Below are 18,536 nucleotides of genomic sequence, written 5' to 3'. Positions count from 1 at the left end.
CCCTGTTATTTGTCTTCGACTCGCAAGATCGCCAGGAACGCTTCCTGCGGGATCTCGACCGAACCCACCTGCTTCATCCGCTTTTTGCCTTCTTTTTGCTTTTCGAGCAGCTTCTTCTTGCGCGTGATGTCGCCGCCGTAGCACTTTGCAAGCACGTTTTTACGCAACGCCTTGATGTTTTCGCGCGCGATGATATGCGCGCCGATCGCCGCCTGAATCGCGACGTCGTACATCTGGCGCGGAATGATCTCGCGCATCTTCGCCGCCACCTCGCGGCCGCGATACTGCGACTGCGACCGGTGCACGATGATCGAGAGGGCATCGACCTTGTCGCCATTGATCAACATATCGACCTTCACGACGTCGGAAGTTCGGTATTCCTTGAACTCGTAGTCCATCGACGCATAGCCGCGCGACACCGACTTCAGCCGGTCGAAGAAATCGAGCACGATCTCGGCCATCGGAATTTCATACGTGAGCTGCACCTGGCGGCCGTGATACTGCATGTTGATCTGCGAGCCGCGCTTTTGCTCGCACAGCGTGATCACCGAGCCGACATAATCCTGCGGCATATACAGGTTGACCGTCACGATCGGCTCGCGAATCTCGGCGATGCGCGCAGGCTCCGGCATCTTTGCCGGATTTTCGACCATGATCGTCGCACCGTCGCTCTGCACGACCTCGTAGACCACGGTTGGCGCGGTCGTGATGAGATCCATGTCGAATTCGCGCTCGAGCCGCTCCTGGACGATCTCCATGTGCAGCAGGCCGAGGAAGCCGCAGCGAAAACCGAAGCCAAGCGCCTGCGATACTTCCGGCTCGTATTGCAACGATGCGTCGTTGAGCTTGAGCTTCTCGAGCGACTCGCGCAACGCGTCGTACTGGTTCGCCTCGACCGGATACAGCCCCGCGAACACCTGCGGCTTCACCTCCTTGAAACCCGGCAGCGGCTCGGGTGCCGGCTTGTTCGCGAGCGTGACGGTATCGCCGACCTTCGCGGCCGTCAGCTCCTTGATGCCGGAGATGATGAAGCCCACCTGCCCGGCCGACAGCGATTCGAGATCGCGCGACTTCGGCGTGAACACGCCGACGTGCTCGACTGGATACTGCGCGCCCGTCGCCATCAGCTTGATCTTGTCCTTCGGACGCAGCGTGCCGTTGACGATCCGCACGAGCATCACGACGCCAACGTAGTTGTCGAACCAGGAATCGATGATGAGCGCCTGCAGCGGGCCATCCGGATCGCCCTTGGGCGGCGGCACCTTCGCGATCAGCGCCTCGAGCACGTCCTCGACGCCCAGGCCCGTCTTAGCGCTGCAATGCGTCGCGTCGGACGCGTCGATGCCGATCACGTCCTCGATTTCGGCAATCGCGTTCTCCGGGTTCGCGGCCGGCAAATCGATCTTGTTGAGCACCGGCACCACCTCGACGCCCAGCTCGATCGCGGTGTAGCAGTTTGCGACCGTCTGCGCCTCGACGCCCTGGCTCGCGTCGACGACGAGGAGCGCGCCCTCGCACGCGGACAGCGAGCGGCTCACCTCGTATGAAAAGTCGACGTGCCCCGGCGTGTCGATCAGGTTCAGGTTGTAGACCTTCCCATCGCGGGCGCGATAGGTGAGCGCAGCCGTCTGCGCCTTGATCGTGATGCCGCGCTCGCGCTCGAGATCCATCGAGTCGAGCACCTGCGCTTCCATTTCGCGATCGGACAACCCGCCGCAAAGCTGGATGATGCGATCCGCGAGCGTCGACTTTCCGTGGTCGATGTGCGCGATGATCGAGAAATTGCGAATATGATCCATTCAGTGCCGATCAAGCGAAAAAGGCGCGCTCGACGACCGCGGAGCGCGCCTTGTAAGTCGGTGAAAAAACGGCCTATTTTAGCCGAAAAGCCTTGCTCGGGGCGGCATTTTGGGTGGCTGCCAGCGGCGTGTCCCGGCCCCCGACGGCTGTGGCGAGTTGCGCGCCGCGAAGCGGGGCAGCAGCGCCGCCGGGCAGCGCAACGCATTCGAGCAACGGGCGCCAACCGCGCCTGAACCGCATATCAACTGCGCGCCGTCGGCAAACGCTCGCACAGCCACAGCCTCTAGCCCGCCCCGCTGCCCTACTGCTCCGGTCGCCGGACGCACCGTGCAAGCGCCGCCTGCGCCTGCACGGCGTCGAACCGGTGGCGGCATACCTGCACCCCGTCGAGCAGCAGCACCGGCACGTCTTCGTCATAGCGTACGACGAGCGCCGGATCGGCGTCGATATCGACGTAATCGACGCTCGCGTCGATCACATCCCGCCGCTCGGCAATGAAGCCCGCCAGGGCGTCGCGCATGTCGTCGCACAAATGGCACCAGCCGCGGCCGTATAGCGTGAAACGCACGGCAGCACGCGTCGCCGGCTTCATTTCTGGCGCGGACGAATCGGGATGAACTGCGTGTTGTCGCCGCGCCGCACGAGCAATGCAATCGTGCGCTGCGCATCGAGCTTCGACGTCACATCGACGAATTGCTTCGCGCTCGTGATATCGATATCGCCGACGCGCAGCACGATGTCGCCGCGCTGCAGGCCCGCGCGCGTGGCCGGGCCGTCGGCCGCGTCGATCTGCACGCCGTTTCTCAACTTCAACGCTTTCAACTGCTCGGGCGACAGATCGCTGACCGTCAGTCCAAGCGCGTTGCTGCGCGGCTTTGCCTGCGGACTCTGGCGGCCGCCCATCTTCGCGACCTTGTCGCCCGGCGTCTCGGCGATCGTGATCGGCAGATCGCGCGACTGCCCTTTGCGCCAGACCGTCACCGTCGCCTTCGCGCCCGGCTTCGTGTCGCCCACCATCCGCGGCAGATCGGACGCGGTATCGACCGGACGGCCGTTGAACTTCAGGATGATGTCGCCCGGTTGCAGGCCGGCCTTGTCGGCCGGGCCGCCCGGCTCGACGCTGCTGACGAGCGCGCCTTCCACCTTCGGCAAGCCGATCGAATCGGCGACATCCTTCGTCACCTCGCCGATCGCGATCGCGATCCGGCCGCGCGTCACCTTGCCCGACGCCTTCAGCTGCTCGGCAACACGCATCGCCTCGTCGATCGGAATCGCGAACGAAATGCCCATGAAGCCGCCCGTTCGGCTGTAGATCTGCGAGTTGATGCCGATCACCTCGCCGTTCATGTTGATGAGCGGGCCGCCCGAGTTGCCGGGATTCACGGCGACGTCGGTCTGGATGAACGGCAGATAATCGCCGGTGTTGCGTCCCTTTGCGCTGACGATGCCCGCCGTGACCGTGTTGTCGAGGCCGAACGGCGAGCCGATCGCGACCACCCATTCGCCGACACGAACCCGATTCGAATCGCCGATCGCAACAGTCGGCAGATTCGTTGCATTGATTTTTACGATCGCGACGTCGGTTCGCTCATCGACACCAATCAGTTTCGCCTTGAATTCGCGCTTGTCGGTAAGCGTCACGTAGATCGTGTCCGCGTCATCGACAACGTGCGCGTTCGTCATCACATAGCCGTCTGACGACAGCACAAAGCCCGAACCGACCCCGCGATTCTGTTCGGTATCCGGCGGTGCATCGGGCTGCGACGGCGCATTTTTAGGCCCGCCCGGCTGCGGCAGCGGAATTCCGAAGAAGCGGCGGAAGAATTCCGACATATCGCCGTTGTCGAATCCGGGCGGCAACCCGCCGCGCGTATCGGTCGGCACGTTCGCCGTGGTCCGGATGTTGACGACCGCCGGACCGACTTTCTCGACGAGGTCGGCGAAATCGGGCAGGCCCGCGCGGGTCGCGGGCGCGGCGCCCGCCGCAGGCGTTGCCGTGACATTGGGGGCGGCCGCCGCAAGCGGCGCGGCGAACGGCACGGCAACGGCCACCGCCGCCGCGACGAGCGAAGTGCGCAGCGAAAAATTCTTCATGTCGAAAGCCGAACGGTTATTTGTAAGCCTTGTATTCTATGGCAGACGCGAACTGCTGCAACGTTGCCGACGGCACTTCGCCGAGCACGGTGATCCAGAAATCGCCGCGGCGCTTGACGAGCACATGCGTCGCGCCGGTACTGCCCGACCCTTCGTTGCGGCTATTCTTTTCGGCGGGTTCGATGAAAACCGATACAGTCGACAGACCATCGGTGAAAACGGCCTGATCGACGGGAATCGGCGGATCGCCCGCATCACGCGCGGCCATCGGGCGGCGCACCTCGCGAATCTTGCGGAAACCGGCAACGCTCGGCGCGATCTGCCAGCCCTGCGCCTCGATGTCGATCGACGATACCGGTGGCCGCACCAGCGTCCAGCCGCCGAGATTGCGCATTCCCGCGGCGATCGCGCTCCGGTCTTTTTCGCTCGCCGCCGCACCGCTCAGTTGCAATTGCGAGAACGCGACCTGTTCTAGCACGTGAGCGTCGGCGTCCAGCGTCTGCGAGCGCAGCAACAGGCCCGTCTTCGCGTCGATCCACAGCTTGTACGCGAAACGGTACGAATCTTTCGGCACCAGTTCGACGACCTGCGCGTCGAGGCCCGCGACGCGGTCGCGCCCGAGCGGCTTCGAATCGTAGACGGACAGCACCTGCTCGCCGCTCGCGCCCAGCAGCGCCGGGAACGAATCCTTGTTCTGCCGGCGCTCGACCACGCAGAGCTTGCGTTCCGGCACGAATGTGTAGAGATCGTCATTATGGCGCAGCAGCTTGCGCGGCTTGCCGTCGAGACTTTCGATCCGTTCGTACTCGCCATCGCCCTTCGTTGCAATATGAACGATCCGCGACGATTGCACGTAAGCGCCGCGCTGATAGACGAACGTCCCCGCGTAACTCTGTTGCTGCGCCGCTTGCTGAATGCGGTCGAGCAACTCGGCGGCCGAGCGGCGGGCTGCGACGGAATCGTCGGGTTGCTGCGCGAGCGCGGTAGACTCGGTCGACACAAGCGTGGCTGCGCACAGCAAAAGCGCAGCCAGCCGCCTCCAACCGAGGATGGCCTGATTCAACTGCAACGTCCGCATTGGGATTATCGGCTCTGCGTAGTGGCAACGGCTGTGCGAATGACCGGCATCGCACCAGTGACGACGGGCTGCTGCGCAAATTGCTGGTGCGCTTCGAGATATTGGTCGAGGCTTGCGTCACGGATGATGTTCACGTCCTGCAGCGCCGGCTGATCGGCCGACACGCGCTGCAACACCGCTTGCGGCGCGACGCCGGCCGATGCCAGCTGGGCGCCGCCCGGCGCACCGATGCGCTGCATCTGCGGCACGACGATCCAGGTGAGCGTCGCGGCCGCGGCCGCGATCGCAAACGCCGGCGCCACCCGGCGGCGCCAGCCGAGCAGCCCGCGAGCCGTGCCGCGCGCGGGCGCGAGCAGATGCGGCTGCGCGGCGAGACTCGCCGACAAGCGAGCCATGAACGCGCTGCTCTCGGCGGGCTCGAGCGTGAGTTCGTCGGAACGCAGCGCGTCGCCGATCACGTGATAATGCGCCCACGCACTGCGTCCGGCGTCGTCCAGCCCCGCCAGAATCTGCGTCAGCGACAGCCCGTCAAGCGCCTCGCCGTCGACCAAAGCGGACACGCGCTCGCGCTGCGAGCTGGCCTGCGACTGCGTAGAGACCGACCCCATGATGCTCCCCATCTTCCATATACCCCGTCGTGACACACGACTTCGAACTAGACCCCACAAGCCGCCCCGATTCGCCGCGCTTACCAGCGCTTGCCTTCCGGCGTATCGAGCAGCGGCCGCAATTTTGCCGCGATCGCCTCGCGGGCCCGAAAGATTCGCGACCGGACCGTGCCGATCGGGCACCCCATCATCTCCGCGATCTCTTCATAACTCAAACCTTCGATCTCGCGCAGCGTAATGGCCGTTCTCAGCTCTTCCGGCAACATCGCCATCGCGGCATTCACCGTCTGGGCGATCTGCTTGCTCATCAACATCGACTCAGGCGTGTTGATATCCCTTAGTTGGTCCGCATCCGAGAAAGTTTCAGCCTCTTCCGCGTCCGCCTCGGTGGAAGTCGGCGCGCGGCGACCTTGAGTCGCAAGGTAGTTCTTCGCCGTATTGACGGCAATCCGGTACAACCACGTGTAGAACGCCGACTCGCCGCGGAACTGCGGCAGCGCGCGATAAGCCTTGATAAACGCGTCCTGAGCCACGTCTTCGACCTCCGCCGGATCCCGCACGAGGCGCGAGATCAGCCGGATGATCTTGCGGTGGTATTTGGAGACCAGGAGTTCGAACGCCGCCTTGTCGCCATTCTGTACGCGTTCGACCAGAACCTGATCGATTTCTTTTTCACTCACCTGACAAATCCGTAAACGAGGGATGCAAAGCGGAGCGCTATTGTAGCGTTCCCGCTCATGCGCAATCGCAGCCCGACAAGCGCCACTGCGGTTACGCCGCGGCTCAGCCGCGCATAGCGCGCCGGCCCAGCACGCAGAGCGCGCGGAACACCGGTGCGGCGAGCGCATCCGCGGGAATCACGAGCCGCGCCGCGCGCCGGCCGCGGCCTTGCACCGTCAGCACGACGAGCAGATCGCTCCATTGCGTGAAACCGGCAACCCGGCCTTGCGCGAGCAGCCGCCCGTTGCGATCGAACGCCGTCAGCAAGCCTGCGCCGGCATCGATCCGCAATGCGGCCGGCTGGCGCCGCGCGCATAGGGCGCGTGCACGCAACGCAATCAGCGCGGCAAGCACTACCGAGAGCATCGCCGCAGGCCATGAACCGATCAGCGGTACCGCACTCGCATGAACCCCAGTCGCGGCGGTCAGCACGAAAATCGCCATTACCGCGCAAAGCCCAGCCGATGCGCGCAGCACGACGTGCTGCGCGTGCGGCGAAGCGGGATCGAACGGCTCCGTCAAGCGCCCCCGCGTCAGATACGCTTGAAGACCAGCGTGCCGTTAGTCCCGCCGAAACCGAACGAGTTCTTCAGTGCGGCGTCGATCTTCATTTCCCGCGCCTCGTTCGCGCAGTAGTCGAGATCGCACTCGGGGTCCTGGTTGAAGATGTTGATCGTCGGCGGCGACACCTGGTTGTGAACGGCAAGCACCGTGAACACCGATTCCAGCCCGCCGGAGCCGCCCAGCAGGTGGCCCGTCATCGACTTCGTCGAGTTGACGACGATCTTCTTCGCATGATCGCCGAACGCACGCTTGATGCCGATAGTTTCCGCGAGATCGCCGAGCGGCGTCGACGTACCGTGCGCATTCAGGTAGCTCACCTGATCGACGTTGATGCCCGCATTGCGCATCGCGGCCAACATGCAGCGGCGTGCGCCGTCGCCGTCCTCGAGCGGCGCCGTCATGTGATATGCGTCGCTGCTCATCCCGTAGCCGCCGATTTCCGCGTAGATCCGCGCGCCACGCGCCTTCGCATGCTCATACTCCTCGAGCACCATCACGCCGGCGCCCTCGCCGAGCACGAAACCATCGCGATCGCGATCCCACGGACGGCTCGCCGTCGCCGGATCGTCGTTGCGCTGAGACAGCGCGCGCGCGGCCGCGAAACCGCCGATGCCGAGCGGCGACACGGTCGCTTCCGCACCGCCGGCGAGCATCACGTCGGCATCGCCGTACTCGATGAGGCGCGCGGCCTCGCCGATGCAATGCAAACCGGTCGTGCAGGCGGTGACGATCGCAAGGTTCGGCCCCTTGATGCCGAACTTCATCGACAGATGGCCGGAAATCATGTTGATGATCGACGCCGGCACGAAGAACGGCGAGATCCGGCGCGGGCCGCGATTCAGGAGTTCGGTCTGCGTGACTTCGATCAGCGGCAGCCCGCCGATGCCCGAGCCGACGATGACGCCCACGCGCTCCGCATTCTCGTCATTTACCTCGAAGCCGCTGTCGCTCATTGCCTGCATGCCGGCGGCGATTCCGTAATGGATGAACGTATCCATGTGACGCGCTTCCTTCGCCGAGATGTACTCATCGACGTTGAAGCCCTTCACCTCACCTGCGAAGCGCGTCGAGAAGTTCGTCGCATCGAACTTCGTGATATTGACGATGCCGGACTTGCCGGCGACGAGATTGGCCCAGCCGTCGGCAACATTGTTGCCAACGGGAGAAATCAACCCGAGGCCAGTAACGACAACACGACGACGGCTCACGGTAACCTCTTTTTCATTAGATGACAAAAACAAAAGCCACAGTGGCCACAGGAGCCACTCCTGCGAACCCTGTGGCTGTTATTCGGCCGGCGGCACCACCGACGCGATTCGCGCATTGCAATGCGTAGCGAGCGTGCAGCGTGTGCGAATAATCGGCAGACGGTGCGTACCCTATCCGGTACGAACCGTTACGCCTTGACGTTCGCGCGAGCGTAGTCGATCGCTTGCTGAACGGTCGTGATCTTCTCGGCTTCTTCGTCCGGAATTTCCATGCCGAACTCATCTTCGAGCGCCATCACGAGTTCGACCGTGTCGAGCGAGTCCGCGCCGAGATCGTTCACGAACGATGCCTCGTTCTTGATTTCGCCTTCGGCGACGCCAAGCTGCTCGGCGACGATCTTCTTGACGCGTTGTTCGATGTTGTCCATTACCCCTCCGAGGGAAAGTTCAAATTTACAAGTGCGCGCATTTTAACAGGTTTGATGCCCGCCAAAACGCATGCTGGCCTTGCGGTCAAACAAGCGCCGGATGCACTTTGACGCATGCACGGCGCGGATGGTAACCGAATTCGGTTACGACATGAACATGCCGCCGTTCACATGCAGCGTCGTACCCGTGATGTAGCCCGCCTGCGGCGACGCGAGGAACGCGACCGCATGTGCGATGTCCTCCGGGCTGCCTAGGCGGCCGAGCGGAATCTGCGTCTTCAGCGCGGCCTGCTGTTCCGGCGGCAGCCCCTTCGTCATGTCGGTATCGATGAAACCCGGCGCGACGCAGTTCACGGTAATCCCGCGGCTGCCGATTTCGCGCGCGAGCGCGCGAGTCATCCCCGCGACGCCGGCCTTCGCCGCCGCATAATTGATCTGCCCGGGATTGCCCGCCGAGCCGACCACCGACGTGATATTGACGATTCGTCCGCCGCGCGCCTTCATCATCGGGCGCAACACCGCGCGCGACAAACGGAACACCGCCTTCAGGTTGGTGTCGATCACGGCGTCCCAATCGTCGTCCTTCATGCGCATCGCAAGTTGATCCTGCGTGATGCCGGCATTGTTGACGAGTATGTTCAGCGCGCCGAATTCGACAAGCGTCGCGTCGATCAGCCCGTCGACCGCCGCCGGGTCATTGACGTTCAGCACGGCGCCCCGGCCCGTGAACCCGGCCTCGCCGAACGCGGCGGAAATACCCGCGGCACCCGCCTCGGTGGTCGCGGTGCCGATCACCGTTGCGCCGCGGCGTGCAAGCTCGAGCGCGATCGCGCGGCCGATCCCGCGCGACGCGCCGGTAACGATCGCCACTTGTTTATCGAGAATCTTGTCCATGCAGAAATTCCGTGTTTCAGGTGAATTCAGCAAGCTTGCGAGCGTGACCCGCGATCAAGCGACGACAAGCTTGAGCGCTTCGTCGAGCGACGCCGGATCGAACACCGACGCGCCGACGAGGTTGCCGTCGATGCGCTTCGTCAAGCCGGTGAGCACCTTGCCCGGGCCGCATTCGATCACGTGGCTCACGCCCGCGCCCGCGATGTGCCGCACGCACTCGACCCAGCGAACCGGGCCCGCGGCCTGGCGCACCAGCGCATCCTTGATCGCCGCGGGATCCGACACCACGGCGACATCGATATTGTTGACGACGGGAATCTGTGGCGCCTTCACATCGACGTTCGCGAGGTAGTCGCGCAACTGGTCCGACGCAGGCTTGAGCAGCGAAGAATGGAACGGCGCCGATACAGCAAGCGGCAGCGCGCGCTTTGCGCCCTTTGCCTTCGCAATCTCGCACGCCTTTTCGATGGCGGCCGCCTCGCCCGCGATCACCACCTGCGCGGGCGCATTGAAGTTCACCGCCTCGACGACGCCCGCCGCCGACGCTTCGCCGCATACCGCGCGCACTGCGTCGTCGTCGAGCCCGAGAATCGCGGCCATCGCGCCGGCGCCGACCGGCACGGCCGTCTGCATAGACTGGGCGCGAAAGCGCACGAGCGGCAACGCGTCGCGAAACGAGATCGCGCCCGCGGCGACGAGCGCCGTATATTCGCCCAGGCTATGCCCCGCGACGATCGACGGCGCAGGACCGCCCGCCTGCCGCCACGCACGGTAGCACGCGTATGCGGCCGTCAGCATCACGGGCTGCGTATTGGCCGTCAGGTTGAGTTCGTCAACCGGGCCCTCGGCAATCAGCTTGCCGATATCCTGTGAGAGCGCGTCGGACGCTTCGTCGAGCGTCTCGCGCACGACGGCGACATCGGCAAATGCATTGAGCATGCCGACCGATTGCGAACCCTGCCCCGGAAAAACGAATGCAAATTTCATAACACCCCTAATTGAATCGATTCGAGCGGCGCGAGAAACGCGCCGGATGGGAGCAGACGGAGCCGGTCAATAACGGAAGACCGACGCGCCCCACGTGAAGCCGCCGCCGACGCCTTCGATCAGCACGTGCTGGCCGCGCTGAATGCGGCCGTCGCGAATCGCCGCGTCGAGCGCGAGCGGAATCGACGCAGCCGACGTATTGCCATGTTCGCCGACGGTCACGATCATCCGCTCTTGCGGCAAGCCGAGCTTGCGGCAGGTACTCGTCATGATACGGATATTGGCCTGATGCGGAATCAGCCAATCGATCTGCTCGGCCGCAAGCCCCGCCTTCGACAGCGCTTCGAGCGCCACCTTCTCGAGCACGTTCACCGCGAGCTTGAACACGGCCTGGCCGTCCATGTGCAGGAAAGCGCTGCCCTCGATGACGCCGCCGTTCACGTTGCCCGGCGTGCAAAGAATGCTGGAGTAGCTGCCGTCCGCATGCAGCGCGCTGCCCAGCATGCCCGGCTCGTCGGACGCGGACATCACGACGGCGCCCGCGCCGTCGCCGAACAGCACGCAGGTCGTGCGGTCCTTGAAATCGAGAATGCGCGAGAACGTTTCCGCGCCGACGACGAGCGCCGTGCGGTGCTGACCCGAACGGATGAAGTTATCGGCCGTTGCAATCGCATACGCGAAGCCCGAGCATACGGCCTGGATGTCGAACGCCGCGCCGTTGTTCTTGATGCCGAGCTTGTGCTGCAACAGACACGCGGTGCTCGGGAAAACGAAATCGGGGGTCGACGTCGCGACGACAATAAGGTCGATCGACTGCGGATCGACATCGGCGGCCTCGATCGCGCGACGCGCGGCAACGAGCGCAAGATCGCTCGTCGTCACGTTGGAATCGGCGAAATGCCGCGCGTGAATGCCGGTGCGCGCGACAATCCACTCATCGCTCGTTTCAATGCCGTCTTTCGCGAGCCGATCGGCGAGATCCTGGTTCGTGACCCGGTTGGGCGGCAGGTAGCTGCCCGTGCCGAGCACGCGGGAATAGAGTGTCGATTGGGCCATCATGTCTTCGAGGAAAGCGCGGCGGAAGGCTCGGCTGACTGGCCAGCGGACGGGCTCGCCGGCCCGGCCCCGTTCGCTTCGCGTTCACTTTCGCCCAATGGCGCGGCATTCTCCGCCATTGCTCGCGAAAGGCGCTCCAGCACGCCATTTTTGACGGCATCATACCCGCGTTTGATCGCCCACTCAAACGCGTGCGCATCCGCGGAGCCGTGACTCTTGATGACGAGACTGCGCAATCCGAGCAGCGCGGCTCCATTGTACTGTCGATGATCGACTCGCCGCTTGAAGCGCATCAGCACCGGCAGCGCGAGAATCGCCATCAGCTTGGTCAGCCACGAGCGGCTGAACTCTTCCTTGATGAAATCGGCAAGCATCTGTGCCAGACCCTCAGAGGTCTTCAACGCGACGTTGCCGACAAAACCGTCGCAAACGATCACGTCGACCGTGCCCTTAAAGATGTCATTGCCTTCGACGTTGCCACGGAAATTCAACGTGCTCGCGCGCAGCAGCTCGCCCGCGCGCTTGATCGTTTCGTTCCCCTTGATGACTTCCTCGCCGATGTTGAGCAGACCGATCGTCGGCCGTTCCTTGCCTTCGAGCGCCGCGACGAGCGCGTGCCCCATTTCGGCGAATTGCAGCAGATGCTGCGGCTCGCAATCGACGTTCGCGCCGAGGTCGAGCATCATCGTGTAGCCCGTGGGATTGGGCAGCGCAAATGCGATCGCGGGCCGCTCGATGCCGGGCAGCGTCTTCAGCACGTAGCGGGACACGGCCATCAGCGCGCCCGTGTTGCCTGCGGACACGCAAGCCTGCGCGGCGCCGTCCTTCACGTGATTGAGCGCCACGCGCATAGAAGAATCCTTCTTCTTGCGCAACGCCACTTCGACGGGATCGTCCATCGCGATCACCTCGGTGGCTGGCACGATGGACAGCGCCGGCTCGTTGAGCGCCTTATGTTTCTTCAGTTGCGCCCGGATCGCGCTTTCAACGCCGACGAGCAGCAATTGCGCGTCGGGATGCGAGCGGACGAATTTGATTGCAGCGGGAACGGTCACGGACGGGCCGTGGTCGCCTCCCATGCAATCGATTGTGAGCTTTACAGTCATGGAATGCGACGAATTTCAGGCACAAAAAAGCGGCAGTTGAATGCCGCCTTTTTGTTGAGCCAGGAAAGTGTCAAGCGAACCGGGTGTCGCGCGAAAAGCCCGAATCATCATCAGGCGCGCGCCACGGAGACGGAAACGCTTAGTCGTTCTTCGTCTTGACGACTTTCTTGCCGCGATAGTAGCCGTTCGGGCTGATGTGGTGACGCAGATGCACTTCACCCGTGCTCGGCTCGACGGCAAGCGGCGCAGCCGTCAGGAAATCATGCGAACGGTGCATGCCGCGCTTGGACGGCGACTTCTTGTTTTGCTGAACTGCCATGACTAACTCCTAAAAATTTTCCGGATTCTAACACAGCCCGATCCGGCGCTTCACTACCCCGGCCCTGCGGCCTCACGCCTTCCCGCGCCCCAACTAATGTGTATTGCCGCCACCCTTTTTCAGCGCCTCGAGCGCCGCAAAAGGGTTCGGCCGGCCGCTTTCGCCCGCAGCGGTTTCGTCGGGCGCATCGTCGCCCGCATCGGCCGCGGGACCGCTCGCGCCCGATGCGAGGCTTTCGTGTACCGCCGGACAGACTTCGTGCTTCGGCACGATCGGCAGTGAAAGCAGCAACTCCTCTTCGATCAAGTCGACGAGATCGAATTGGCGCGAGCCGACGATCACATCCACTTCATCCTCATCAAGCGGAAACTCGTCCGCCTCTTCTTCCGTCTCGACGATCCGGTACACGACGTCGATATCGAATGCCTGCCGGTACGGCGTCAGGCAGCGCTGGCACTCGAGCCACGCGGCGCCGTGCAACGCGAGCCGCAAATAAGGCTGCGGCCCTTCGCTGCCGTCGTCCTGCAGTTCGGGCTGCGTCGAACCTTCCGCCTGCCAGGTGAATGCGGCGTCGCGCTCTGGCGCGTCCGCCGGCACTTCGTTTAACATGCGCGGCAACTGCGAAAGCGGCACCGCGCCTGCGGCCTGCCGAGCGCTACGCGCGAATTCAAACAGATCGATCGCATGCGGATCGAGCGAAACCGCAGGCTTGCCTGAAGATGGATTCATGAGCGCTCCCCTGCCGTATCTATCCGTATCATCATCGGTATCGGCCCGCAGCCGGTAAGCTGAGCAGGCCGGTGCGACGGTTTCCCCGGCAAACGCGCCATGCCCGGAGCAGCGCAGCCGGACATTCTCGCGAGACCGCTGCCGATGAAAAGCGCAAGAGCATACCCGTTTTACCTTTTTGAGTCAAATACTTAAGACCTCGCCGCCCATACTGTCGCATCTCGCCCACGACGGCGCCCTACACCACCCGATCCCTAGAATCGACACCCAGTCAGTCACCACATCATGCCGGATAACGCCTGCCGCCCGCCGCGGCTGATTCTCGCCTCCAGCTCCCGCTACCGGCGAGCGCTCCTTGAACGCCTGCGCGTGCCGTTCGATGTCGTCACGCCCGCCGTCGACGAAACGCCGCACCCGCACGAGACGCCCTCCGCGACCGCGTTGCGGCTCGCCGCCGACAAGGCGCGCGCCGCGGCCGAACGCGTCGCCGCCGACCAAACCGGCTTCGACGGCGTGCTCGTCATCGGCTCCGACCAGGTCGCGACCTTCGACGGACTGCAAATCGGCAAACCCGGCTCGCATGCGCGCGCCCTCGCGCAACTGCAGGCGATGCGCGGCCGCGAAGTCGAATTCCATAGCGCGCTCTGCCTGTACGACAGCCGCCGCGGCACGCTGCAAACCGAAAACATCGTGACGCGCGTGCGCTTCCGGTCGCTATCCGACGTGGAACTCGACGCCTATTTGCACGCCGAGACGCCTTACGACGTAGCAGGCAGCGCGAAATCGGAAGGTCTCGGCATCGCGCTGCTCGACGCGATCGACTCCGACGACCCCACCGCGCTCGTCGGCCTGCCGCTCATCGCGCTCACGCGCATGCTGCTCACGGCCGGCTACCCGCTTTTCGGCGCGCAGGCTCAAGCCGCAACGGGAGACGCCACGCAATGACGGCCGGCACGCTCTATCTGATTCCGAACACGCTCGGCGACGGCGACGCCGCACTGCTCGCGGCCGTGCTGCCCGCCGCGGTGCAAACACGGGCGGCATCGCTTCGCTACTACATCGGCGAAAACGCGAAAACGACCCGCGCCTTCCTGAAGAAAATCGGCACCGAACAGCCGATCCAGGAAATCGAGATTCGCGAGTTGAACGTGAAGACGCCCGCCGGTGCGATCGACGGATTGCTTGCGCCGATCGTCGCCGGAGCCGATGCGGGACTCGTGTCGGAAGCCGGCTGCCCGGCGGTCGCGGACCCCGGCGCGCTGCTGGTGCGGCGCGCCCACGAGCGCGGCGTGAAAGTCGTGCCGATGGTCGGACCCAGCTCGATTCTGCTCGCGCTGATGGCCTCCGGGCTGAACGGGCAAAGTTTCGCGTTTCACGGCTATCTGCCCGTCGATGCCGCCGCGCGCACGAAGCGACTGCGCGAACTCGAACAGCAGTCGCGCAAGGCGAACCAGACGCAGATTTTCATCGAAACGCCATATCGCAATCAGCCGATGCTCGATGCGCTCGTCGAGACCTGCGCGCCGTCGACGCTCGTGTGCGTCGCGGCCGATCTGACACTGCCGACCGAAACGATCGTGAGCCGCCCGGCCGGCGGATGGAAAAAGGCGCCTGTGCCGGATCTGCACAAGCGCCCTGCGATTTTTCTGCTGCTGGCGAATTGAGCGGCCGAGTCGAGCGGCCGAGTCGGAAGGCGCGGCACACCGGCGGCACACCGGCGGCACACGCCGGCGCGCCGCCACGCCTCAGCGCAGCTTCAACTCGCCGCCGATGGCCGCCGCCTTCATCGCCGCCGAGCCGAGCGCCGCGCCGAACCGGCGCGCGACGCGATCGCCCAGGCTTTCCTTGACCGTATAGTCGACGAGATCGGGCGCCTTCAGCAGATCGCGCGCGACGCTGTCGGTCGTGCCGAAACCGTCGGCAAGGCCGAGTTCGATGCTCTTCGCGCCCGTCCAGAAAAGCCCGGAGAAGAGATCGGGCGTCTCGTGCAGACGCGCGCCGCGGCCGTCCTTCACCGCCTTGATGAACTGCGCGTGGATTTCGTCGAGCATCTGCTGCGCATGTGCGTTCATCTTCGGCGTTTCGGGCGAGAACGGGTCGAAGAAGCCCTTGTTCTCACCCGACGTGTGCATCCGCCGCTCGACGCCGAGCTTATCCATCAGCCCGGTAAAGCCGAAGCCCTCCATCAGCACGCCGATCGAGCCGACGACGCTCGCTTTGTCAACGAAGATCTTGTCAGCCGCCGACGCGATGTAATAGCCGCCGGACGCGCAAATATCCGTGACGACGACATAAAGGGGCTTATCGGGATACTTCTTGCGCAGCCGGCGGATCTCGTCATAGACGATGCCCGCCTGCACCGGGCTGCCGCCCGGGCTGTTGATGCGCAGCACGACGCCCGCGGTGCCGCTGTCCTCGAACGCTTGATCGAGCGCTGTGTTGATGTCCTCGGCATTCGCATTCGTGCCGGCCGCGATTTCGCCATCGATCGTCACGAGCGCGGTATGGCGGCCGCTCGCGAGCTTCGCACCCTCGCCGGCGAATTTGACGAGCCCGACGACGAACGCGATGAGCAGAAACAAGAACACGAACCGGAAGAAGATCTTCCAACGGCGCGCGGCGCGCTGCTCGTGGATGGCCGCGAGCGCGATGCGCTCGAGCGCCGCGCGCTCCCAGCCAGGCTCCCGGGCAGCGGCATTCGACGCGGACGGCGTGGGTGAATCGGGTGGAGTAATGTGATCGGCCATGTATCGTTATCTGAAATCAGGAAGAAGCCGGACGCAGGTCGCCGTCGGGCTGCCAGAACACCGCGCGGCCGTCGGGCGTATCCCGTTCGTCGACCTTGACGGAGCGCAACCGCGCGCCGCGGCACGGACCACCGACGCACTGCCCCGTGTCCGGAGCATAAATCGCGCCATGCGTCGCGCACATCAAGTATAAGCCGGACGACTCGAAGAACTGCCCTTCGACCCAGTCCAGCTCCATCGGAACGTGCGCACAGCGGTTTAGATAACCATACGCGCGGCCGTCGTAGCGAACGAAGAATACGACGGCGGGCTCGCCGCGCAACGTGGCGTCGACCCGCACGCCGCGGCCGCCGTCGACGAGCGCGTCGGACGCGCACACGCGCAGCGCAAGCGCGCCGTCTGCCTGATCGCTCATGCGTGCTCCCGCAGCCAGCCGGCGAGCGCGCCGACGTCGGGCGCGATGAAGCGCGGCGACAACGCCGCAAGCGCGTCGGTCGAATGCGCGCCGTATGCGACGCCGACTCCCGCCGCGCCCGCGCTCGCCGCCATTTGCAGATCGTGCGTCGTGTCGCCGATCATCAGCGTGCGCGACAAATCCTGCCCCAATTCACGCGTCAACTCCTGCAGCATCGCCGGATGCGGCTTCGAGAACGTCTCGTCCGCGCAGCGCGTGCCGTCGAACAGGCTCGTGAGCTTGGCGTCGGCGAGCGCGCGGTTCAAGCCGACGCGCCCCTTGCCCGTGGCCACCGCCAACAAATAGCCGGCTTCGCGCAACTCGTCGAGCAACTCCCGCACGCCCGCGAACAGCTCGGTGCGCTGGTCCTGCAGCAAATAATGAAAGCGGTAGCGTTCCGCGAGACGGGGGTAGTCCGCGGGATCGAGGCTCGGCGCGGTCACGGCGAGCGCGTCGCGCAAGCCGAGGCCGATCACGTAGCGGGAGGACTCGTCGGACGGCGTGGGCAAGCCAAGATCGCGGCAGGCCGCCTGGATACAGCGCGCGATGTGCGCGGTCGAATCCATCAGCGTGCCGTCCCAGTCGAAGACGATCAGGTCAAATTGCTGTCGAGCCATGCATGTCGCGCGTATCGCGCAGGTCAGTGAGTTGGCCGAGAAAGCGTCGGCAATCGGCGGGCAGCGGCGCGTCGAATTGCAGCGGCTCGCCCGTCAACGGATGCGCGAGGCGCAACCGGTGCGCATGCAGGAACATCCGCTTGAGCGAGGGCACCGCGCTCGCACGCGCCAGCGCCTTGTTCAGCGCGAAATCGCCATACTTCGCATCGCCGACGATCGGCAAGCCCAGATGAGCGAGATGCACCCGAATCTGATGGGTCCGGCCCGTTTTGAGTTCCGCCTCCAGCAATACGTAATCCGGCCAGCGCTCGACGAGATTGAATATCGTGTGCGACGGCAGCCCGTCGTCCTGGACGCGCACGCGCCGCTCGCCGTCCGGCGTCGAATATTTGAAGAGCGGCGCCTTCACCGCGCGGCGGCGCCCCCAGTCGGGCGCCCAGTGGCCGTGCGCGCACGCGAAATAGCGCTTGTCCATCCGGTTGTCGCGAATCTGCTCGTGCAAGCCGACGAGCGCCGAGCGTTTTTTCGCAAGCATCAGAATGCCCGACGTTTCGCGATCGAGCCGGTGCGCGAGTTCGAGAAACTTCGCGTGCGGCCGTGCGCGGCGCATCTGCTCGATCACGCCGAACGCGACGCCGCTGCCGCCGTGCACGGCGACGCCTGCCGGTTTGTTCAGCGCGATGATCGCATCGTCCTCGAACAGAATGTCGAATTCGGCTGCCGGCACTTCCGCCGCGCGCGCGGGATCGGCCGCCGCGACGCGCACGGGCGGCACGCGCACGACGTCGCCGTAAGCGAGCCGGTACTGCGCGTCGACCCGGCCCTTATTCACGCGGACTTCGCCGCTGCGCAAGATCCGGTAAATATGACTCTTCGGCACGCCCTTGCATACGCGCAGCAGAAAATTGTCGATCCGCTGACCGGCCGTGTTTTCGTCGATTTCGACCAGCGAAACTTGACCGCTTGCTACCGGATTTTGGGAAATTTTGCCTAGCTCATTCATACTGAATATAATTTTGCACAGCTTTCCGCAGCGAAACGACCTGATCGGCCGTTTCGGGCGGGCTGCACGAGGCGCAAGCGCAAACTGCTATTTTACTTGCGCCCGGGGCGCGCTGCTCGCCCTC

General features: G+C 64.4%; 21 protein-coding genes. 2 read left to right on the top strand and 19 right to left on the bottom strand.

Annotated features, from left to right (window positions below):
* Nucleotides 1-5 precede the first annotated feature (5 nt).
* The 15 genes from lepA to AQ611_RS06955 form a co-directional block, all read right to left on the bottom strand.
* Nucleotides 6-1,799, bottom strand: a complete 1,794-nt coding sequence (gene lepA / locus AQ611_RS07025; RefSeq protein ID WP_059519194.1) for a translation elongation factor 4 — start codon at nt 1,797-1,799, stop codon at nt 6-8.
* A gap of 302 nt (nt 1,800-2,101) precedes the next feature.
* Complete coding sequence (locus tag AQ611_RS07020) at nt 2,102-2,392, bottom strand: glutaredoxin family protein (RefSeq protein ID WP_069234081.1); 291 nt, start codon at nt 2,390-2,392, stop codon at nt 2,102-2,104.
* Entirely contained in the window at nt 2,389-3,894 is a 1,506-nt protein-coding gene (locus AQ611_RS07015) for a DegQ family serine endoprotease (RefSeq protein WP_069234080.1), read from the bottom strand. The genes AQ611_RS07020 and AQ611_RS07015 overlap by 4 nt, the downstream gene beginning before the upstream one ends.
* A gap of 16 nt (nt 3,895-3,910) precedes the next feature.
* The gene (locus AQ611_RS07010) at nt 3,911-4,972 is read right to left on the bottom strand and encodes a MucB/RseB C-terminal domain-containing protein (protein WP_069234079.1); all 1,062 of its coding nucleotides are present in this window, start codon (nt 4,970-4,972) and stop codon (nt 3,911-3,913) included.
* A gap of 5 nt (nt 4,973-4,977) precedes the next feature.
* Nucleotides 4,978-5,580: a sigma-E factor negative regulatory protein gene (locus tag AQ611_RS07005; protein ID WP_069235177.1), complete on the bottom strand. Its 603-nt coding sequence runs from the start codon at nt 5,578-5,580 to the stop codon at nt 4,978-4,980.
* Nucleotides 5,581-5,660: 80 nt separating this feature from the next.
* Nucleotides 5,661-6,260 carry an RNA polymerase sigma factor RpoE gene (gene rpoE, locus AQ611_RS07000; protein WP_059519185.1) on the bottom strand — a complete coding sequence of 200 codons (600 nt, stop codon included), beginning with the start codon at nt 6,258-6,260 and terminating at the stop codon, nt 5,661-5,663.
* A 103-nt stretch (nt 6,261-6,363) separates the two neighbouring features.
* Entirely contained in the window at nt 6,364-6,822 is a 459-nt protein-coding gene (locus AQ611_RS06995) for a protein YgfX (protein WP_069234078.1), read from the bottom strand.
* Between the two features lie 11 nt (nt 6,823-6,833).
* Nucleotides 6,834-8,072, bottom strand: a complete 1,239-nt coding sequence (gene fabF / locus AQ611_RS06990) for a beta-ketoacyl-ACP synthase II (protein ID WP_059519181.1) — start codon at nt 8,070-8,072, stop codon at nt 6,834-6,836.
* A 188-nt stretch (nt 8,073-8,260) separates the two neighbouring features.
* Nucleotides 8,261-8,500, bottom strand: a complete 240-nt coding sequence (gene acpP / locus AQ611_RS06985) for an acyl carrier protein (RefSeq protein WP_012735022.1) — start codon at nt 8,498-8,500, stop codon at nt 8,261-8,263.
* Nucleotides 8,501-8,644: 144 nt separating this feature from the next.
* The gene (gene fabG / locus AQ611_RS06980; RefSeq protein ID WP_069234077.1) at nt 8,645-9,394 is read right to left on the bottom strand and encodes a 3-oxoacyl-ACP reductase FabG; all 750 of its coding nucleotides are present in this window, start codon (nt 9,392-9,394) and stop codon (nt 8,645-8,647) included.
* 54 nt (nt 9,395-9,448) lie between these two features.
* Nucleotides 9,449-10,381, bottom strand: a complete 933-nt coding sequence (gene fabD / locus AQ611_RS06975) for an ACP S-malonyltransferase (protein ID WP_069234076.1) — start codon at nt 10,379-10,381, stop codon at nt 9,449-9,451.
* Between the two features lie 66 nt (nt 10,382-10,447).
* Nucleotides 10,448-11,437 (bottom strand): beta-ketoacyl-ACP synthase III, encoded by a 990-nt coding sequence (locus AQ611_RS06970; protein ID WP_069234075.1) that lies wholly within the window; start codon nt 11,435-11,437, stop codon nt 10,448-10,450.
* Nucleotides 11,437-12,543 (bottom strand): phosphate acyltransferase PlsX, encoded by a 1,107-nt coding sequence (gene plsX / locus AQ611_RS06965; protein WP_069234074.1) that lies wholly within the window; start codon nt 12,541-12,543, stop codon nt 11,437-11,439. Before plsX ends, AQ611_RS06970 begins: the two co-directional genes overlap by 1 nt.
* A gap of 139 nt (nt 12,544-12,682) precedes the next feature.
* On the bottom strand, nt 12,683-12,862 hold the full coding sequence (gene rpmF, locus AQ611_RS06960) for a 50S ribosomal protein L32 (RefSeq protein ID WP_006401275.1): 180 nt from the start codon (nt 12,860-12,862) through the stop codon (nt 12,683-12,685).
* A 93-nt stretch (nt 12,863-12,955) separates the two neighbouring features.
* Nucleotides 12,956-13,591 (bottom strand): DUF177 domain-containing protein, encoded by a 636-nt coding sequence (locus AQ611_RS06955; RefSeq protein WP_059519171.1) that lies wholly within the window; start codon nt 13,589-13,591, stop codon nt 12,956-12,958.
* 285 nt (nt 13,592-13,876) lie between these two features.
* Here AQ611_RS06955 and AQ611_RS06950 point away from each other — a divergent pair, with 285 nt between their 5' ends.
* Entirely contained in the window at nt 13,877-14,536 is a 660-nt protein-coding gene (locus AQ611_RS06950) for a Maf-like protein (protein WP_069234073.1), read from the top strand.
* Entirely contained in the window at nt 14,533-15,255 is a 723-nt protein-coding gene (locus AQ611_RS06945; RefSeq protein ID WP_069234072.1) for an SAM-dependent methyltransferase, read from the top strand. Before AQ611_RS06950 ends, AQ611_RS06945 begins: the two co-directional genes overlap by 4 nt.
* 81 nt (nt 15,256-15,336) lie before the next feature.
* Here the strand turns inward: AQ611_RS06945 and AQ611_RS06940 are convergent, their stop codons facing one another.
* Genes AQ611_RS06940 through AQ611_RS06925 form a run of 4 tightly spaced genes read right to left on the bottom strand, consistent with a single transcriptional unit; the run spans nt 15,337 to nt 18,412 of the window.
* On the bottom strand, nt 15,337-16,338 hold the full coding sequence (locus tag AQ611_RS06940; RefSeq protein ID WP_059519165.1) for a S49 family peptidase: 1,002 nt from the start codon (nt 16,336-16,338) through the stop codon (nt 15,337-15,339).
* Between the two features lie 16 nt (nt 16,339-16,354).
* Nucleotides 16,355-16,753 carry a Rieske (2Fe-2S) protein gene (locus AQ611_RS06935; RefSeq protein WP_069234071.1) on the bottom strand — a complete coding sequence of 133 codons (399 nt, stop codon included), beginning with the start codon at nt 16,751-16,753 and terminating at the stop codon, nt 16,355-16,357.
* Nucleotides 16,750-17,409, bottom strand: a complete 660-nt coding sequence (locus AQ611_RS06930; RefSeq protein WP_059519161.1) for an HAD-IA family hydrolase — start codon at nt 17,407-17,409, stop codon at nt 16,750-16,752. The genes AQ611_RS06935 and AQ611_RS06930 overlap by 4 nt, the downstream gene beginning before the upstream one ends.
* Nucleotides 17,390-18,412 (bottom strand): RluA family pseudouridine synthase, encoded by a 1,023-nt coding sequence (locus AQ611_RS06925; RefSeq protein WP_059519159.1) that lies wholly within the window; start codon nt 18,410-18,412, stop codon nt 17,390-17,392. The genes AQ611_RS06930 and AQ611_RS06925 overlap by 20 nt, the downstream gene beginning before the upstream one ends.
* Between the last annotated feature and the right edge of the window lie 124 nt (nt 18,413-18,536).

This window comes from Burkholderia singularis (assembly GCF_001718875.1).
Taxonomy (GTDB): domain Bacteria; phylum Pseudomonadota; class Gammaproteobacteria; order Burkholderiales; family Burkholderiaceae; genus Burkholderia; species Burkholderia singularis.
The sequence above is the reverse complement of the archived record's forward strand: the minus strand, read 5'-3'. Positions and strand labels throughout refer to the sequence as shown.

Excerpts from the sequence above, each read along its gene's own strand:
- AQ611_RS07015 (WP_069234080.1), bottom strand. The coding sequence starts at position 3,894 with ATGAAGAATTTTTCGCTGCGCACTTCGCTCGTCGCGGCGGCGGTGGCC.
- lepA (WP_059519194.1), bottom strand. The coding sequence starts at position 1,799 with ATGGATCATATTCGCAATTTCTCGATCATCGCGCACATCGACCACGGA.
- AQ611_RS06935 (WP_069234071.1), bottom strand. The coding sequence starts at position 16,753 with ATGAGCGATCAGGCAGACGGCGCGCTTGCGCTGCGCGTGTGCGCGTCC.
- AQ611_RS06940 (WP_059519165.1), bottom strand. The coding sequence starts at position 16,338 with ATGGCCGATCACATTACTCCACCCGATTCACCCACGCCGTCCGCGTCG.
- AQ611_RS06945 (WP_069234072.1), top strand. The coding sequence starts at position 14,533 with ATGACGGCCGGCACGCTCTATCTGATTCCGAACACGCTCGGCGACGGC.
- AQ611_RS07020 (WP_069234081.1), bottom strand. The coding sequence starts at position 2,392 with ATGAAGCCGGCGACGCGTGCTGCCGTGCGTTTCACGCTATACGGCCGC.
- AQ611_RS06930 (WP_059519161.1), bottom strand. The coding sequence starts at position 17,409 with ATGGCTCGACAGCAATTTGACCTGATCGTCTTCGACTGGGACGGCACG.
- AQ611_RS07005 (WP_069235177.1), bottom strand. The coding sequence starts at position 5,580 with ATGGGGTCGGTCTCTACGCAGTCGCAGGCCAGCTCGCAGCGCGAGCGC.
- fabD (WP_069234076.1), bottom strand. The coding sequence starts at position 10,381 with ATGAAATTTGCATTCGTTTTTCCGGGGCAGGGTTCGCAATCGGTCGGC.
- AQ611_RS07010 (WP_069234079.1), bottom strand. The coding sequence starts at position 4,972 with ATGCGGACGTTGCAGTTGAATCAGGCCATCCTCGGTTGGAGGCGGCTG.
- AQ611_RS06970 (WP_069234075.1), bottom strand. The coding sequence starts at position 11,437 with ATGGCCCAATCGACACTCTATTCCCGCGTGCTCGGCACGGGCAGCTAC.
- plsX (WP_069234074.1), bottom strand. The coding sequence starts at position 12,543 with ATGACTGTAAAGCTCACAATCGATTGCATGGGAGGCGACCACGGCCCG.
- AQ611_RS06925 (WP_059519159.1), bottom strand. The coding sequence starts at position 18,412 with ATGAATGAGCTAGGCAAAATTTCCCAAAATCCGGTAGCAAGCGGTCAA.
- rpmF (WP_006401275.1), bottom strand. The coding sequence starts at position 12,862 with ATGGCAGTTCAGCAAAACAAGAAGTCGCCGTCCAAGCGCGGCATGCAC.
- fabG (WP_069234077.1), bottom strand. The coding sequence starts at position 9,394 with ATGGACAAGATTCTCGATAAACAAGTGGCGATCGTTACCGGCGCGTCG.
- AQ611_RS06955 (WP_059519171.1), bottom strand. The coding sequence starts at position 13,591 with ATGAATCCATCTTCAGGCAAGCCTGCGGTTTCGCTCGATCCGCATGCG.
- AQ611_RS06950 (WP_069234073.1), top strand. The coding sequence starts at position 13,877 with ATGCCGGATAACGCCTGCCGCCCGCCGCGGCTGATTCTCGCCTCCAGC.
- acpP (WP_012735022.1), bottom strand. The coding sequence starts at position 8,500 with ATGGACAACATCGAACAACGCGTCAAGAAGATCGTCGCCGAGCAGCTT.